Consider the following 17177-nt stretch of genomic DNA (forward strand, 5'->3'; position numbering starts at 1 on the left):
TCTAAAACAGGAATAGGGTGACAGGCTTACGGCGTCTTGATTTCCAGACGGAAGTCCACGGCTTTCGGGGTCGGGGCGATGCCTTGAATGAAGCTGGTCTGGGCGCCGTACATCATTTGGCTTTTCCACACTTCTTCTTCGGCAATCGGGAAGCCTTCCGCGCCGAGCCAGGCGAAGCGGTAGTAGAAAATCTTGTTGCTGTTGAGGGTGTTGCTCAACTGCACATTGACCGTCATGAAGCCGTTTTCGCGGGCGACGCGCATGGCGCCGACGACGATGTGTTTCTGCGGACCCATGGCCACGACTTTGCTCGCGGCGCTGCCCGGCTCTGGCGGTGGCGGGGTGGCGCAGCCGCTCGCCAGCAAGGCGAGGGCGGCGACGGCGATGAGTTTGAAGCGCATGCAAAGACTCCGTTCTTAAGGTTGTTTGAGGCTGGCGACGTTGGTCGCGCTGGCGCTCGGGATGACGTGTGCGGCGAGGCCACCGGCGAACACCTGGTTGCCCACGGCGCGCAGGGTGATCACTTGATATCGCTGATCGACAGTGACCTTGACCACCGAACCGCCCACGGCGCTCGGCAGGGTAACCTGATGCTCACCCTTTTTCAGACGCAGACGCACCACTTGGGTGTAGTCCGGCAGGGTGCGCCACGTACGGGTATCGGCACCTTCGAGCACAGCTGAAGAGATACCGACGGCGAGACCGGCCAGAGGGTTGGTTTCGTTGATCTGCTTCTGCGCAACACCCTTGGTGATCGCCCGCACGGTGGTGCGCACGATGATCCCCGGCATGTCGTCGCGCAGGGCGCGGCGGGACATCGCGGTGGTGCTGTTGAGCGCGGTCAGATCGACCTGCTTACCATCGACGCCGATTTGCGCGAAAGTCGCCGTGGAGGTGTCAGGTTTGATGATCGGGAACGACAGCGGCGTGATCACCACATTGTTGGAAATCGGCAATGGCAGCGGCACCCGGATTGAGTCGCGGGCTGGCGCCAGACCGCTTTGCACCACGATCAGAATGTCGCTGTCGTCGGACTTGCTCGGCTTGTCGAGATTGACCAGCGCCTGCTCCAGCAACGGCGTGTTCGGACGCAGCTCGGCGGCCTTGCGGTAGCCCGGTGCAGCCAGGCCTTTTTCGCCCAAGGCTTCGTAGACGAAACCGGACAGGTAATGGCTGAACGCACTCTGGTAGCTGTTTTTCAGGCCAACCACTTCCGGCGCGTCAAGACTGGCGACCGGATAGCCTTGCAGATCCTTGTACTGAGTCTTGATGCCTTCTTTCTCGGCTTCTTCCTCGCTCTTGAGGTATTCCTTGTCGCGCAGGTCGGCGATCACCGCTTCACGTTCGTGAGTCTTTTTGATCGCAGTACGTGCGCCGTCGAAGTCATTGACCGCCAGCAGGTTCAGGGCCATCTGGGTGGTCAGCATGACTTTTTCGTAGTCGTAGCCTTCGTAGCGACGCACTTTGTCATTGACGATGAAGCTGCCGAACTGAGCCAGGTATTTACCGGTGTCGAGCTTGACCGAGTCTTCCCACTGACCGACCACCACATCGGCACTGGTCCAGGCATTCTGACTGCCGGAGAGATCGCCCTTGGCGCGCAGCAACTCACCTTTCTCGAAGTAATAGAGCAGGTCTTTGTCTGGGCCGGTGTTGTTCTTTTCCAGCAGGGTCAGCGCGGCGTCAACGTTGCCGTTGGCCAGTTGCTGGTTGGTCTGTGCCAGTTCGGAGTCGTAGTTGCGAAACGCCGTACAGCCGGACAGCAGAGTGACGGCGCTGAGCGCGATCAGAGTGGGGGCGCGGAATGCCATGGGGGTACTTCTTCCCTGGAGTAATACAGCCGCGGGTGCTGGTCGGGCTGGTGTGACCCATCGACAGTGGCGTTGGCCTCCTGCCAATTCCTCATAACCTGAGGAGCTTTAATGCCCGATCGCAATAACGCGGGCGCGGCATTATAAGCAGGCGGTGATGGCTATGTAATAGCTTTTTAATTGCACTGGTTAGTTAGGTGCCATTACTTATTTCGAAGGGCTTGCTTTCTCTGGTAAAGGCGTCGCAGGAGCAACGAAGGCCGATCCGACGTAATAGGTCTGATCCCGGAACACGCGCAGATTGAGTATTTGATGATCCTGATCGACGCGTAAGGTCAGGGGATAGCCCGGCGGGTAGATGGGCACGTCGACCGTGTGCAGGCCCTTTTTCAGGCGCAGACGAGTGACGAGCGTCTTGTCAGGCAGGGCGCGCCAGGTGCGTGTATCGGCCTCCTCGAAAGGATCCTTGTTTGTCACCACCAGCGAGGCCTTGACCGGGTTGCGCTCGTTTTCCTGTGCCTGGCCGATCGCGGCCATATTGGCGCGGAACATCGCGCGCGAGATGATTTCAGGCATGTCATCGCGCAGTGTTCGCATGGCCATATCGGTCACGCTGTTGATGACCGTCAACGGCTGCTTACGGCCATCAACCTTCAGGTGATTGAAGGTCGGGGTGACGGCGTCCGGAATCATCACCGGAAAGGATATCGGCGCGACAATGACCAGGTTTTCGTTCAGGCGCACCGGAATCGGCACTTGAACCGAGCTGCGCGCCGGTGCCAGACCGCTTTGCACAATGATCAGAACGTCACTTTCATCGGCCTTGGCTGCACGCTTGTCGAGGTTACGCAAAGCGTTCTGCAGAAACGGCATGTCCGGGCGCAGTTCGATGGCTTGGCGATAACCGGGCGCCGCGAGGTCGCGCTCACCCAAGGCTTCATAAGTGAACCCGGCCAGATAGTGGCTGAACGCACTTTGATAGCCGTTCTTCAGTTCCAGCACTTGTGGCGCATCGAGTATGGCCACCGGATAACCTTGCAGATCTTTGTAGCGCAGGGTGATGCCTTGGGACTTGGCCTCTGCCTCCGCCGCTTCGTATTGCAATTCGCGTTGCCGGGCGATCAGTCCTTCGCGTTCATGGGTCTTCTTGATATCGGCGCGAGCACCATCGAAATCGTTGACGGATAACTGATTGAGGGCCATTTGCGTGGTCAGCATGACCTTCTCGTAGTCATAGCCTTCGTAGCGCAGCAGCTTGTCGTTGACGAGCATGGTGCCCATTTCATTGCCGAACCGGGACAGCAGCTTCATGGCGCCGGATGGGTTGGCCTCTTCGCGCTGGAAGATCATCCGGTCAGCACTGCGCCACGCTTGCTGACTTTCGGGCAGAGCGCTGCCAGCACTGAGGATGGCGCCTGTTTCCAGGTAATACAGCAGATCCTTGTCTTCCCACGGGTTATGCATCTCGACCAGTGCCAGTGCGCCGGTGAGGTTGCCCTTGGTCATCTCGTCGGTGGTTTGCTGCATTTCCTGATCGTAATTACGGTAAGCCGCGCAGCCGTTTAAAAAAAGCGCAGTGGCGAGCAGGACGAACAACGGGATGATCCGCATAAACGGTGTGTTTCCTTGAGCCGGAATGTTGAAGGCGCGCGCAGTATAGTGACGGATGCTGGCCAGTGGCTGCGAGTTGGGGGCCGATGTGCGCAGATCAAAGACTCTGTTCCTGAGGCAACCTCGGCGATTTTGCGGAGTTCGTCTGCCGGGTACATCCGCCCAATCAAAGCGAAACACCGACAAAGCTTGAGGGAAATGCGTTCGAAGTGAACAATATGTAACTTCGCATTTCCATTTGAGAATTCTTCATGACTGCCTCGTCCCGTTTCCTGGCCTGGCTGGTGTTCCCGTTGTTTGCCCTGAGCAGCTTCAATCTGCTGGCCGATACCGTGGAAGGCGCGCCGCAAGCGCTGCACCTGCTCGATTACATCAGTGCGGATTACCCGCCGACGGTAGCGGCGGGCAAGGTTGTCGATGATTCCGAATACCGCGAGCAACTGGAGTTCACTCGGGCGCTGCAAGGCTTGATCGCCGGTATGCCGGCCAAATCGGAAAAGGCTGCGCTGGAGCAGGGCGTTGAAGCCCTGCACGCGGCGATCAGCGCGAAACAGGATGGCGCCGAAGTCGCTCGGCAGGCGCGGCAACTGGGCGCGCAACTGGCGGTAGCCTATGAAGTCAGTCAGGCACCGATCATCACCCCCGATCCCACCCGAGGCGCTCCGCTCTATGCGCAGAATTGCTCGGTGTGCCACGGCGACAGCGGCGCCGGTGACGGCCCGGCGGGACTCGGCATGACCCCGGCCCCGGCCAATCTGAGGGATGCGGCGCGGCTGGATCACCTGAGCCTGTACGCGATCTACAACACCCTCGGCCAAGGCGTCGAAGGCACCGACATGCCGGCGTTTGCCGATCAGCTTGACGATCGTCAGCGCTGGGATCTGGCGACTTACATCGCCGGCTTCAGCGCTGATCCGGCGGCGGCCAGGTCCGAGAAGAGCTACAACATCGCCGATCTGGCACGCCAGACCCCGGCCGAAGTGCAGGCTGCCGATGGCCCGCAAGCGGCGGCGACGTTCCGCGCACAACGCGCGCAGCCGCCACAGGTCAAGCGTGGTCCGGCGCAGTTGCTCGACTACACCGCGGCAACGCTGGACAAGAGTCTTGCTGCGTACCGCGCCGGTGAGCACGATCAGGCTTACGACCTGTCGGTCGCGGCGTATCTGGAAGGCTTCGAACTGGTCGAGAGCTCGCTGGATAACGTCGACGCCAACGTGCGCAAGGACACTGAAAAGTCGCTGATGGCGTATCGACAGTCGTTGCAGGACGGCTTGCCTGTCGAGCAGGCCGAGCAGCGTCTGGACGCGGCCAAGGCGAAGTTGAAAGAGTCCGCCGGGCTGCTCGGCAGTGATGGCTTGAGCTGGTCGCTGAGCTACATCTCCGGCTTGCTGATTCTGTTGCGCGAAGGGCTGGAAGCGATTCTGGTGCTGGCGGCGATACTCGCCTTCCTGCGCAACACCGGCCAGCAATCGGCGGTGCGCAGCGTCAACGTCGGTTGGGGCCTGGCGCTGCTGGCCGGCCTCGGCACCTGGGCGCTGGCGGCGTATGTGATCGACGTCAGTGGTTCGCAGCGTGAACTGCTCGAAGGCGCGACGGCGCTGTTCGCCAGTGTCATGGTCTTGTGGCTCGGCGTGTGGATGCATGACCGTCGCCACGCCGCGGCCTGGCAGGATTACATCAAGAGCAGTCTGGTCGGCGGTGGCGGGCGTTTCGGCTTCGCGATTCTGGCGTTCTTCTCGGTGTATCGCGAGTTGTTCGAAGTGATCCTGTTCTACGAAACCCTGTGGTTGCAGGCCGGCCCGGCCGGGCATGACGCGGTGCTCGCCGGTGGCGCGACGGCACTGGTGCTGCTGGTCGGTCTGGCGTGGGTGATCCTGCGCGGTTCGGCGAAACTGCCGCTGACGCTGTTCTTCAGCATCAACGCGGCGCTGTTGTGCGCGTTGTCGGTGGTGTTTGCCGGACATGGCGTGAAGGCGTTGCAGGAAGCCGGGATCTTCGGCACGCGGCCGGTGGCGTTCTTTGAATTCGACTGGCTGGGAATTCATGCCGATGCGTATTCGTTGACGGCGCAGGCGGTGGCGATTCTGGCGATTGTTGTGTTGTATGGGCGTAGTTGGGTGGCGGAGAAGCGGCGGGTAGTCGCTTAACAGCATTCGCTGGGGCTCACATTCGCGAGCAGGCTCGCTCCCACAGGGTTTACGCGTAACCTGTGGGAGTGACGGTGCGACGATTCGACCTGCTCGCGAATTGTTTTTGGAGGTTAGAAAAATGCGTGTATGGATCGATGCCGACGCCTGCCCACGGGCGGCGAAGGATCTGGTAGTGAAGTTTGCGCTCAAGCGCCAGTTCGAAGTGGTGCTGGTGGCCGGGCAGCCGCAGATCAAACCGGGGCTGGCCATCGTCAAACTGATCGTGGTGCCGAGCGGGCCGGATGCGGCGGACGATTATCTGGTCGAGCACGCAGTGCCCGGTGAGCTGGTGATTTGCAGCGATATCCCGCTGGCCGATCGTTTGGTGAAGAAGGGCGTCGCGGCGCTGGATCCGCGCGGCAAAGAGTTTGATGCGCAGAACATGGGCGAGCGCCTGGCCGTGCGCAACCTGTTCACCGATCTGCGCGAGCAAGGCCAGATGAGCGGCGGACCGGCGCCGTTTGGCGATCGCGAGAAGCAGGCGTTCGCCAATGCGCTGGACCGGATCCTCACACGCCTGACCCGCAAGCCTTAAGCCCGGCACAAATCCCCTTGTAGGAGTGAGCCTGCTCGCGATAGCGGTCGGTCATTCAACAGATATGTGCCTGATACACCGCCATCGCGAGCAGGCTCACTCCTACAGTAGACCGTATCAGGCGTCGTTTTCGTGGGTCAGCTCGAGCACGCGGTCGACCAGTTTGTTGATCCCCGAAGCCGCCTCACTGATGTTCTGCGCCAGCATGTAAGCCGGGGTCGTCACCAGTTTGCGCGCCTTGTCTTCGATGATTTCCGTCACCGCACAGTCTTCATGGGTGGCGCCCATCTTGTTCATTGCCGTGGCGGTGTCGGTATCGTTGCCGATGGTGCAGGTTACGCCCGGGCCGTAGATCTTCGCCGCCAGTGCCGGCGAGATGCACATCAGACCGACCGGTTTGCCCGCTTCGGCAAATGCCTCGGCCAGCGCCAGCACTTCAGGCTGGACAGTGCAGCCAGCGCCTTCGACGGCGAAGTTGGACAGGTTCTTCGCCGCACCGAAACCACCCGGCACGATCAGCGCATCGAAGTCGTCGACGTCGGCCTCGCGGATGTCCTTGATGTTGCCGCGGGCAATGCGCGCCGATTCCACCAGGACGTTACGCGACTCGGGCATTTCTTCGCCGGTCAGGTGGTTGATCACGTGCAATTGCGCGATGTTCGGGGCGAAGCACTGCACCTGCGCGCCGCGTTGGTCGAGGCGCAGCAGGGTGATGACGCTTTCATGGATCTCGGCGCCGTCGTACACGCCACTGCCGGACAGGATCACTGCAACTTTTTTGCTCATGGGTTTCTCTCCAGATTCATGGCGCTAAATGTCCACTAAATTGTCGCGCGTTGCCATAGGCTCAAGTGGTGGCGGCACTTGCATGGAACGCTTTCTACATGGATCGCAACAACGGCGGGGTGTTCATTATTTGGGATGTCTGTTGCGTGGCGAGCGGGTGATTTTTGGCGTGAGAACGCCGCTGACGAGCGGGAGTCCGCTAGCGCAGAGGGGATAAATGACTGAAAGAGGCGGCCAGCCCGCTCAGTGCCGGCGGGCTGTAGCAAGTCGCCAGCGCGTTACTCGGCTGGCGTCTTCGGTTCGGCAGGCTTGGATTCTTCGGCCTGATTCAGCAGTGCAGCTTTCGCGGCTTGCTCGTCGGCGTACACCTGCTTGGCCAGCCGCGCATTCTTGAAGCGGCGGCGCAACCACAGGCCAACGCCAAGAATCAGCAGCGCACCGAGTACCCACAACTCGTACTTCTTGATGCTGCCGAGCATGCCTTCCAGCACCGCGCCGAAGTGGTAAGCGGCGGCAGCCAGCGCGGTCGCCCAGATCGCCGCGCCAATGCCGTTGAGCAGCAGATAACGTCCCGGCGGATACCCCGACAGGCCGATCGCCACCGGCATCACCGTGCGCAGACCGTAAACAAAACGGAAACTCAGCACCCAGATGTCCGGATGCTTGCGAATGTGCTCCAGCGCGCGGTCGCCCATCAGTTGCCAGCGCGGTTTGCGCGCGAGCAATTTGCGCCCGTGCTTGCGGCCCAGGAAGTACCACAGCTGATCGCCGGCATAGCTGCCGCAGAACGCCACGACCACCACCAGGTTGATGTCCATGTATCCACGGAACGCGAGGAAGCCCGCGAGCACCAGGATGGTTTCGCCTTCGAAGAACGTGCCGAGGAACAAGGCAAAGTAGCCAAAGTCATGCAGAAATTGTTGGAGCATTGTCTGGGTGCTGGCGAAATGAACGCGCAGCCTAACCCTTCGGACACATTCATGAAAGTGTCCAAATGTGTCTCGACGTGAACAATTCCTACACTGACAATGGAATGCGGCTACATGTCACGGGGCACACATAACTGTCATCTGTTCGTCATAATGGCCGTCTATAACTGTCACGCTCGCCCGTTTGCGCGGGCTCAGGAGTCCGCCGTGAGCTTTACCCCAGCCAACCGTCTGTTCCCTGCCACGCGCCTGCGCCGCAATCGTCGTGATGATTTTTCGCGTCGGCTGGTGCGGGAAAATGTGCTGACGGTCGATGACCTGATCCTGCCGGTGTTCGTGCTTGACGGTGAAAACCGTCGCGAAGCCGTGGCGTCGATGCCCGGGGTAGAGCGGCTGACTATCGATCTGCTGCTCGAAGAAGCGGCGAAATGGGTCGAACTGGGGATTCCGGCGCTGGCGCTGTTTCCGGTCACCCCTCCTGAACTTAAATCCCTCGACGCCGCCGAAGCCTGGAATCCTCAAGGCATCGCCCAGCGCGCCACCCGTGCGCTGCGTGAGCGTTTCCCTGAGCTCGGCGTGATCACTGACGTGGCGCTCGATCCGTTCACCACCCACGGGCAGGACGGCATCCTCGACGAAGAAGGCTACGTACAGAACGACATCACTGTTGATGCACTGGTGCGTCAGGCGCTGTCCCATGCCGAAGCCGGCGCGCAGGTGGTGGCGCCGTCGGACATGATGGACGGTCGCATTCAGGCGATCCGCGAAGCGCTGGAAATCGCCGGCCACGTCAACGTGCGGATCATGGCTTATTCGGCCAAGTACGCCAGCGCCTATTACGGCCCGTTTCGCGATGCGGTCGGCTCGGCATCGAACCTCGGCAAGGCGAACAAAGCCTCTTATCAGATGGATCCGGCCAACAGCGACGAAGCGCTGCACGAAGTCGGTGCGGACTTGTCTGAAGGCGCGGACATGGTCATGGTCAAACCGGGCATGCCGTATCTGGACATTCTTTTCCGGGTAAAAGATGCCTTCAAAGTGCCGACCTTCGTCTACCAGGTTAGCGGCGAATACGCCATGCACATGGCGGCAATCCAGAATGGCTGGTTGAGCGAGGCGGTGATTGTCGAATCACTGACCGCCTTTAAACGTGCCGGCGCTGATGGCATCCTGACTTACTTTGCTGTCCGCGCCGCTCAATTGTTACGAGAGCAGAAATAGCCCTCCCAGGAACATTCAATGAATACCGAAGGACTCACGGAAGTTGCAGTAAAAGAAGCTCAGCCGGTGGTCGAGCAAATCACCGAAACTCCGCCGGAGCTGGAGCCTGCGCCACCCGCGCCAGTCGCCGAACCTGTCGCGGCGGCGCCAGTGATTGCGATACCGGGCCTGGATGACAGCAGCCTGTACATCCACCGTGAGCTTTCGCAACTGCAATTCAATATCCGCGTGCTGGAACAGGCGCTGGACGAGTCCTATCCGTTGCTGGAACGCTTGAAGTTCCTGCTGATCTTCTCCAGCAACCTCGATGAATTTTTTGAAATCCGCGTCGCCGGTCTGAAGAAGCAGATCACCTTCGCCCGTGAGCAGGCCGGAGCTGATGGCTTGCAACCGCATCAGGCGCTGGCGCGGATCAGCGAGCTGGTTCACGGTCACGTTGACCGTCAGTACGCGATCCTCAACGACATTCTGTTGCCGGAGCTGGAAAAGCATCAGGTGCGCTTCATCCGTCGCCGCCACTGGACGGTCAAGATCAAAACCTGGGTGCGCCGCTATTTCCGCGACGAGATCGCACCGATCATCACCCCGATCGGCCTTGACCCGACGCACCCGTTCCCGTTGCTGGTGAACAAGAGCCTGAACTTTATCGTCGAGCTCGAAGGTATCGACGCCTTCGGTCGCGACTCCGGTCTGGCGATCATCCCGGCGCCGCGCTTGCTGCCACGGATCATCAAGGTGCCGGAAGAAGTCGGCGGCCCGGGCGACAACTATGTTTTCCTGTCGTCGATGATCCACGCCCACGCCGATGACCTGTTCCAGGGCATGAAGGTTAAAGGCTGCTACCAGTTCCGTCTGACCCGAAATGCCGACCTGGCGCTCGATTCCGAAGACGTCGAAGACCTCGCCCGCGCCCTGCGTGGCGAGTTGTTCTCACGTCGTTACGGCGATGCGGTGCGTCTGGAAGTCGCTGACACTTGCCCGAAACATCTTTCGGACTACCTGCTCAAGCAGTTCAACCTGAGCGAGAGCGAGTTGTATCAGGTCAACGGCCCGGTCAACCTGACGCGGCTGTTCAGCATCACCGGACTGGACAGCCATCCGGAGCTGCAATACACGCCGTTCACCCCGCAGATCCCGAAACTGCTGCAGAACAGCGAAAACATCTTCAGCGTGGTCAGCAAGCAGGACATCCTGTTGCTGCACCCGTTCGAGTCGTTCACCCCGGTGGTCGACCTGCTGCGTCAAGCGGCGAAAGACCCGCACGTTCTCGCTGTGCGTCAGACCCTGTACCGCTCTGGGGCCAACTCCGAGATCGTCGATGCGCTGGTGGATGCCGCGCGTAACGGCAAGGAAGTGACGGCGGTCATCGAGCTGCGTGCAAGGTTCGACGAAGAGTCCAACCTGCAACTGGCCAGCCGTCTGCAAGCTGCGGGTGCGGTGGTGATCTACGGCGTGGTCGGCTTCAAGACCCACGCCAAAATGATGCTGATCCTGCGGCGTGAGGCCGGTGAAATCGTCCGTTACGCGCACCTCGGCACCGGTAACTACCACGCCGGTAACGCCAAGCTCTACACCGACTACAGCCTGCTGACCTCCGACGATGCCTTGTGCGAAGACGTCGGCAAACTGTTCAGCCAGTTGATCGGCATGGGTAAAACCCTGCGCATGAAAAAGCTGCTGCATGCGCCGTTTACCCTGAAGAAGGGCATGCTCGACATGATTGCCCGCGAGACCCAGTTCGCCGTCGAAGGCAAACCGGCGCACATCATCGCCAAGTTCAACTCGCTGACCGATCCGAAGATCATCCGCGCGCTGTACAAGGCCAGCCAGTCCGGCGTGCGCATCGATCTGGTGGTGCGCGGCATGTGCTGTCTGCGCCCGGGAATTGCCGGGGTTTCGCACAACATCCATGTGCGCTCGATCATTGGCCGCTTCCTTGAGCACACACGTGTTTTCTACTTCCTCAATGGCGGCGACGAGCAGATGTTCCTCTCCAGCGCCGACTGGATGGAGCGCAACCTCGACAAGCGCGTCGAGACTTGCTTCCCGGTCGAAGGCAAAAAGCTGCTGACTCGCGTGAAGAAAGAGCTGGAGCTGTACCTGACCGACAACACCCACAGCTGGAGCCTGCAGTCGGATGGCCGTTACATCCGCAATACGCCGACCGGCAACCAGAATCCGCGCAGCGCGCAGGCGACGTTGCTGGAACGGTTGGGTAGCCCCATCCTTCCGGTAAGCAGCTGAGGCCTTGAAGGTCAAATGCCCCTCACCCTAACCCTCTCCCAGAGGGAGAGGGGACTGATCGAGGTGGATGTCAGGGTTACGCCGACTTGCAATACCGAGTCGAACTCAGGATTTGAAAAGCCCACAAATCGGCTCCCTCTCCCTCCGGGAGAGGGCTGGGGTGAGGGGAAGATCCACCTCCTGTCTCAAGCCGAACCCAATAAAAAAGGCGATCCCTGCGGATCGCCTTTTTTGCACCTGTCATCCACCCACCTTCGGCAGCTCCTGCGGGGGAGATTTGCGGTGTTTCAGTGAACAGTCAGCACAATCCCCACCCGCGTCAGCCAATCTGCCTCAAGCCCGAAATCTGCCTGAGTCAGCTGATTCTCATCCAGCCAGTTCTCCGGGAATTCCACATCCAGGGTGTTGCCCTTGGCGTGCAACACCACCTGCGGCATCGTCTGCGTGCCACGAATGTGGTGGAACAGGATCGCAAAGCGCAGCAGCACGCACAGGCGGATCAGCTTGTCGCCGTCGTCGCCGAAATCGGCAAACTTGTCCTTGGGAATGTTGCGGCGATGGCCGCGCACCAACAGCGCAAGCATTTGCTGGTCTTCGCGGGAGAAGCCGGCGAGGTCCGAGTGTTCGATCAGGTAGGCACCGTGCTTGTGGTAGTGATAGTGCGCAATATCGAGGCCGACTTCGTGCACTTTCGCCGCCCAGCCGAGGAGTTCGCGCCAGATGCCGTCATCCAGCTCCCAGTCCACCGCGACCTGATCGAACGCGTGCAAGGCTTTGCGCTCAACTCGCGCCGCCTGCTCCAGGTCGACGTGGTAGCGCTCCATCAGCGAGGTCAGGGTGCGTTCGCGCACGTCTTCGTGATGATGACGGCCGAGCAGGTCGTAGAGCACGCCTTCACGCAGTGCGCCGTCGCAGTGATCCATGCGTTGCAGTTCGAGGGCGTCGAAAATCGCTTCGAGAATCGCCAGGCCCGCCGGGAAAATGGTCCGGCGATCCGGCTTGATGCCTTCGAAATCGATCTTGTCGACGTCGCCAAGCTTGAATAGCCGACGCTTTAGCCACGCCAGACCTTCGGCATTCACTTCGCCAGTGCCATGGCCGCCGGCCTTCAGCGCCAGGCCGATGGCGCGGATGGTGCCCGAGGAGCCGATGGCTTCATCCCAGGTCAGACGGTGCAGGGCGTGTTCGATGCTCATGATCTCCAGCCGCGCCGCCGTGTATGCCTGGGCGTAGCGGGCCGGGGTGATCTTGCCGTCCTTGAAGTAGCGCTGGGTGAAGCTGACGCAGCCCATCTGCAGGCTTTCGCGCAGCAGCGGCTCGAAGCGCTGGCCGATGATGAACTCGGTACTGCCGCCGCCGATGTCGGCGACCAGACGTTTGCCCGGAGTGTCGGCGAGGGTGTGCGACACGCCCAGATAGATCAGACGCGCTTCTTCACGGCCGGAGATGACTTCCACCGGGTGGCCGAGGATTTCTTCGGCGCGGTGGATGAATTCGAGGCGGTTGCGCGCTTCACGCAAAGCGTTGGTGCCAACGATGCGCACGGCGCCCAGCGGCATACCGTTGATCAGTTGGGCAAAACGCTTGAGGCAATCGAGGCCACGTTGCATCGATTCTTCGTTGAGCTTGCGCTCATCGTCGATGCCGGCGGCCAGCTGAACCTTTTCGCCGAGCCGCTCGAGAATGCGGATCTCGCCGTTCTGGGCCTTGGCCACGACCATGTGAAAGCTGTTCGAGCCCAGGTCGATTGCGGCGATCAGGGACAGATTCTTGGCTTGGGATTGCGGCATGGTCAGGGGGTCTCGGTCGATAACCCCGACATCGTGCCACGATCAACGGCTGGCGCCAACGCGCATGGTTCAAACCGTTGATTCAGCGCAGAAAGTCGGTGACCGCTGCGCGGTCAATCGCGAGCAGGCTCACTCCTACAGGTGAACGCATTCCCATGTAGGAGTGAGCCTGCTCGCGATGAGGGCCTGAAAGCCCCTGTTTTTCTCTCAGGCTGTTGCTTCAACTGTGCCAATAAAGTTCGCCAGCTCCGCCGTCTGCGGATTGGCAAACAACACCTTCGGATCACCCACCTCATGCACCTTGCCATGGTGCATGAACACCAATTTATCCCCGACCTCGCGGGCGAAGCGCATTTCATGGGTGACCATGATCAGCGTCATGCCTTCCTTGGCCAGTTGCCGAACCACGCTGAGCACTTCGTTGACCAGTTCCGGGTCGAGCGCCGAGGTGATCTCGTCGCACAGCAAAACCTTCGGCGACATCGCCAATGCCCGGGCAATCGCCACACGCTGTTGCTGGCCGCCTGAGAGTCGATCCGGGAAGGCATCGAATTTTTCCCCAAGCCCCACACGTTCGAGCATCTCTCGCGCCAGTTCCGCAGCCTTGGCTTTCGGCACTTTCTGCACCACTTGCGGCGCGAGCATGACGTTTTCGCCCACGGTCAGGTGCGGGAACAGATTGAACTGCTGAAACACCATGCCGACCTTCTGCCGCAGGCTGCGCAGATCGGCGCGGGCGGCGTCGAGGTATTCGCCATCGACTTCGATGACGCCATCGTTGATCGACTCCAGGCCATTGAGCGTGCGCAGCAGGGTGGATTTGCCCGAGCCGCTGCGGCCTATGATCGCCACGACCTGGCCTTCCTCGACGCTGAGGTCGATGCCTTTGAGCACGTGGTGATCGCCGTAGTATTTATGCAGGGCGGAAATTCTAAGCAGAGGCATGCAGTCTCCTTTCCAGGTAGCGCGCACTGAGGGACAAGGGGTAGCAGAGCAGGAAGTAGCCGAGGGCGACGAGGCCGTAGACCATGAACGGTTCAAACGTGGCGTTGGCGAGCATGCCGCCGGTCTTGGTCAGCTCGGTGAAACCGATGATCGAGGTCACCGCGGTGCCTTTGACCACTTGCACCGAGAAACCCACGGTCGGCGCCACGGCAATGCGCAGCGCCTGCGGCAGGATCACGTAGCGCAGCTGTTCCAGCGGATTGAGCGCCAGACTCGCCGAGGCTTCCCACTGGCCATTGGAAATCGATTCGACGCAGCCGCGCCAGATCTCCGCCAGATAGGCGCTGGTGAACAAGGTCAGGGCAATCGCTGCGGCCATCCACGGCGAGATTTCGATCCCGGCCAGCGCCACGCCGAAGAACACCAGAAACAGCTGCATCAACAATGGCGTGCCCTGGAACAGCTCGATCCATGTGCGGGCGATGCTGCTTGGCAGAGAGTTTTTCGAGATGCGCATGATCAGGATCAGCAGCCCGACAATCCCGCCGCCGATAAACGCCACCAGCGACAGCGCCAGCGTCCATTGCAGGCCGACGAGCAGGTTGCGCAGGATGTCCCAGAAGGTGAAATCGCTCATGCGCGGCTCCTGCTGATGTAGCGCCGGCCGATCCAGTTCAGCAGTTGGCGAATCAGCAGCGCCATGCACAGATAGATCAGCGTGGTCAGCGCGTAGGTTTCAAAGGCGCGGAAGTTGCGTGACTGAATGAAATTGGCGGCGAAGCTCAGCTCTTCGGTGGCGATCTGCGAACACACCGCCGAGCCAAGCATGACGATGATGATCTGGCTGCTCAGCGCCGGCCAGACCTTGCCCAGCGCCGGCAGCAGCACCACATGACGGAACGCTTCGAAGCGCGTCATCGCCAGCGCCGCTGCGGCTTCCAGTTGCCCGCGCGGAATCGCCTGAATGCCGGCGCGAATGATCTCGGTCGAATAGGCGCCGAGGTTGATTACCATCGCCAGCACCGCCGCCTGCCACTCGGAAATCTGCACGCCCAGCGACGGCAAACCGAAGAAGATGAAGAACAACTGCACCAGAAACGGCGTGTTGCGGATCAACTCGACGTAGACGCCGAAGATTGTCGAGAACGGGCGGATGTTCCACGCCCGCACCAGCGCCCCGACAATCCCCACGCCGACCCCGAGCAACGCGCCGATGGCCGTCAGCTCAAGGGTGAACAGCGCGCCGCGCAGCAGCAGGTCGGTGTTTTCCACCACCGGCATGAAATCGAACTGATAAGCCATGAAGGTCTCCCGCTCAGTCGATCAGAGATCGGCCGGCAGCGGCTCTTTCAGCCAGGTCTGCGAATTCTTTTCCAGTGCGCCGTCAGCCTTGGCGGTGGTCAGGATGTCGTTGACCTTGGCCAGCAGCGCCGCTTCGTTCTTGTTCACGCCAACGTAGACCGGCGAATCCTTCAGTTTCACTTTCAACGCCGGTACACGTTTCGGGTTCTTTTCGCTGATTGCGACCATCACCACGTTGCCGCTGGCGATCAGGTCAACTTGTCCTGCGAGGTAGGCGGCGATGGTCGAGTTGTTGTCTTCGAAGCGTTTGATGGTCACGCCTTCGGGGGCGACCTTGGTCAGCTCGATGTCTTCGATAGCGCCACGGGTGACGCTGATGGTTTTGCCTTTGAGATCGTCGAGGCTGGCGATGGCGGCGTCTGGCGGGCCGAACACGGCGAGGTAGAACGGTGCGTAAGCGCGGGAGAAGTCGATGACCTTCTCGCGCTCAGGATTTTTGCCGAGGCTGGAGATCACCAGATCAACCTTGCCGGTGGTCAGGAACGGAATGCGGTTAGTGCTGTTGACCGGGGTCAGTTCGAGTTTGACCTTGAGTTGATCAGCCAGCAGTTTCGCCGTGTCGATGTCCAGACCACGAGGTTTCATGTCCGGGCCGACCGAGCCGAACGGCGGGAAGTCCTGGGGCACGGCGACTTTCAGCGTGCCGCGCTTGACCACGTCGTCCAGACCGTCGGCGTGAGCGGGAGCCTGGCTGAGCAACAAAGAGGCAAACAGAGCGGCGAGGAGGGCGCTGTAACGCTTGGTCATGGACAATCTCCGGATCGGCGGGAAGTGATTTCTGCGTTCGGACAGAGCATGTGCCGTGCCAATACGTGGCTTTCGTCGTGGCAGGCCGCGGTTTCAGCGGCTTTGTTCGGTCTTACTGGTCTGAACAGTCAGGTTGTTTTTCGCACCGCTATCGCGCATCGGCGTGGAGCACCGAACCCCGCTGGGGCACGACTTGCCGGACTCGACGAATAGCTTTACAACTAGCCGCACATTGGCCTGGCGCGTCTGAAAAACCATGAACTCGATTTCCCGTGCGGTACCTGAAGTGGCGCTGCAAGCGATCCGCAAACTGATCACCGAGCAGGGTTTCGGTGCGGGCGACGCCTTGCCGTCGCAGCGGGATCTAGCGTTGCAACTGGGCGTGAGCCGGGCGTCGTTGCGCGAGGCACTGTCATCGTTAAGTGCGCTGGGCGTGGTCAGTATTCAGCCGGGCAAAGGCGTGTTCGTGCAGTCACCAGTGGAATTGTCGCGTGGCGAAAACGCACCGGGCTGGTCGTTCGCGGCGCAGGCGTCGCCACTGGATATCTTTCAACTGCGCTATGCGCTGGAAGGATTTGCGGCGGGGCTGGCGGCGGTGACCTTGAGCACGTTCGATCTGGATGCGCTGGAAGACAACGTTGCAGCCATGCGCGAGCAATTGAAGGTCGGTGATTTTGAGGCAGCGGCGAAACTCGACTTCGAATTCCACCGGCGCATCCTTCTGGCCAGCGGCAATCAGGCGATGCTGAACATCCTCACCGCCAGCGCCGAGATGTTCCTGGAAAGCCAGAAACTACCGTTCATCCGCGCCGAACGCGCCATGGAAACCTGGCAGGAACACCGCAAGATTCTTCGTGCCCTCACGCGCCGGGCGTCCGGCGCTGCGCAAAAAGCCATGCAGGAGCACGTGCGCAACGCGGCCCTGCGCACTGGAATTTCCTTCATTGCCCCCGCCACCGCGTGACTTGAGCTATACCCAAACTCATCGAGTGCCATAGCAAGACTCA

15 protein-coding genes are annotated in these 17177 nt (G+C 60.6%); 5 read left to right on the top strand and 10 right to left on the bottom strand.

What is annotated here, in order from left to right; all coding sequences use genetic code 11:
• Nucleotides 1–26 precede the first annotated feature (26 nt).
• The 3 genes from KBP52_RS19690 to KBP52_RS19700 all read right to left on the bottom strand — a co-directional run bounded on the left by KBP52_RS19690 (nt 27) and on the right by KBP52_RS19700 (nt 3422).
• Nucleotides 27–401 (bottom strand): YcfL family protein, encoded by a 375-nt coding sequence (locus tag KBP52_RS19690; RefSeq protein WP_007911131.1) that lies wholly within the window; start codon nt 399–401, stop codon nt 27–29.
• 15 nt (nt 402–416) lie between these two features.
• Nucleotides 417–1811, bottom strand: coding sequence for a hypothetical protein (locus KBP52_RS19695; protein ID WP_212620802.1), 1395 nt, complete (start codon nt 1809–1811; stop codon nt 417–419).
• 207 nt (nt 1812–2018) lie between these two features.
• Nucleotides 2019–3422, bottom strand: a complete 1404-nt coding sequence (locus KBP52_RS19700) for a hypothetical protein (RefSeq protein WP_077575037.1) — start codon at nt 3420–3422, stop codon at nt 2019–2021.
• Nucleotides 3423–3673: 251 nt separating this feature from the next.
• Between KBP52_RS19700 and KBP52_RS19705 the strand changes: the two genes are divergently transcribed.
• Entirely contained in the window at nt 3674–5569 is a 1896-nt protein-coding gene (locus KBP52_RS19705) for an FTR1 family protein (RefSeq protein ID WP_212620803.1), read from the top strand.
• A gap of 121 nt (nt 5570–5690) precedes the next feature.
• Entirely contained in the window at nt 5691–6146 is a 456-nt protein-coding gene (locus KBP52_RS19710) for a YaiI/YqxD family protein (protein ID WP_007911138.1), read from the top strand.
• A gap of 117 nt (nt 6147–6263) precedes the next feature.
• On the opposite strand, the gene elbB is transcribed toward KBP52_RS19710, so the two are convergent.
• Together elbB and KBP52_RS19720 are read right to left on the bottom strand one after the other, a co-directional pair.
• Complete coding sequence (gene elbB / locus KBP52_RS19715) at nt 6264–6932, bottom strand: isoprenoid biosynthesis glyoxalase ElbB (protein ID WP_212620804.1); 669 nt, start codon at nt 6930–6932, stop codon at nt 6264–6266.
• Nucleotides 6933–7210: 278 nt separating this feature from the next.
• A complete protein-coding gene (locus KBP52_RS19720) occupies nt 7211–7861 on the bottom strand; it encodes a DedA family protein (RefSeq protein ID WP_116028473.1) in 651 nt (216 codons plus the stop codon).
• Nucleotides 7862–8068: 207 nt separating this feature from the next.
• On the opposite strand from KBP52_RS19720, the gene hemB reads away from it, so the two are divergent.
• Nucleotides 8069–9082: a porphobilinogen synthase gene (gene hemB, locus KBP52_RS19725; protein ID WP_077574993.1), complete on the top strand. Its 1014-nt coding sequence runs from the start codon at nt 8069–8071 to the stop codon at nt 9080–9082.
• An 18-nt stretch (nt 9083–9100) separates the two neighbouring features.
• On the top strand, nt 9101–11326 hold the full coding sequence (gene ppk1 / locus KBP52_RS19730) for a polyphosphate kinase 1 (RefSeq protein WP_038359078.1): 2226 nt from the start codon (nt 9101–9103) through the stop codon (nt 11324–11326).
• A 287-nt stretch (nt 11327–11613) separates the two neighbouring features.
• Here the strand turns inward: ppk1 and ppx are convergent, their stop codons facing one another.
• From ppx to KBP52_RS19755, 5 genes are all read right to left on the bottom strand, one after another.
• The gene (ppx, locus tag KBP52_RS19735; protein ID WP_008081406.1) at nt 11614–13116 is read right to left on the bottom strand and encodes an exopolyphosphatase; all 1503 of its coding nucleotides are present in this window, start codon (nt 13114–13116) and stop codon (nt 11614–11616) included.
• A gap of 207 nt (nt 13117–13323) precedes the next feature.
• Nucleotides 13324–14061 (bottom strand): amino acid ABC transporter ATP-binding protein, encoded by a 738-nt coding sequence (locus KBP52_RS19740; RefSeq protein ID WP_007911148.1) that lies wholly within the window; start codon nt 14059–14061, stop codon nt 13324–13326.
• Entirely contained in the window at nt 14048–14698 is a 651-nt protein-coding gene (locus KBP52_RS19745; protein WP_077574990.1) for an amino acid ABC transporter permease, read from the bottom strand. Before KBP52_RS19745 ends, KBP52_RS19740 begins: the two co-directional genes overlap by 14 nt.
• Nucleotides 14695–15363 (bottom strand): amino acid ABC transporter permease, encoded by a 669-nt coding sequence (locus KBP52_RS19750; protein WP_077574989.1) that lies wholly within the window; start codon nt 15361–15363, stop codon nt 14695–14697. Before KBP52_RS19750 ends, KBP52_RS19745 begins: the two co-directional genes overlap by 4 nt.
• Before the next feature lie 21 nt (nt 15364–15384).
• The gene (locus tag KBP52_RS19755) at nt 15385–16170 is read right to left on the bottom strand and encodes a transporter substrate-binding domain-containing protein (RefSeq protein WP_077574988.1); all 786 of its coding nucleotides are present in this window, start codon (nt 16168–16170) and stop codon (nt 15385–15387) included.
• Between the two features lie 256 nt (nt 16171–16426).
• Between KBP52_RS19755 and KBP52_RS19760 the strand changes: the two genes are divergently transcribed.
• Nucleotides 16427–17134 carry a FadR/GntR family transcriptional regulator gene (locus tag KBP52_RS19760; protein WP_212620805.1) on the top strand — a complete coding sequence of 236 codons (708 nt, stop codon included), beginning with the start codon at nt 16427–16429 and terminating at the stop codon, nt 17132–17134.
• The last annotated feature ends 43 nt before the right edge of the window (nt 17135–17177 follow it).

Source organism: Pseudomonas sp. SCA2728.1_7 (assembly GCF_018138145.1).
Taxonomy (GTDB): domain Bacteria; phylum Pseudomonadota; class Gammaproteobacteria; order Pseudomonadales; family Pseudomonadaceae; genus Aquipseudomonas; species Aquipseudomonas koreensis_A.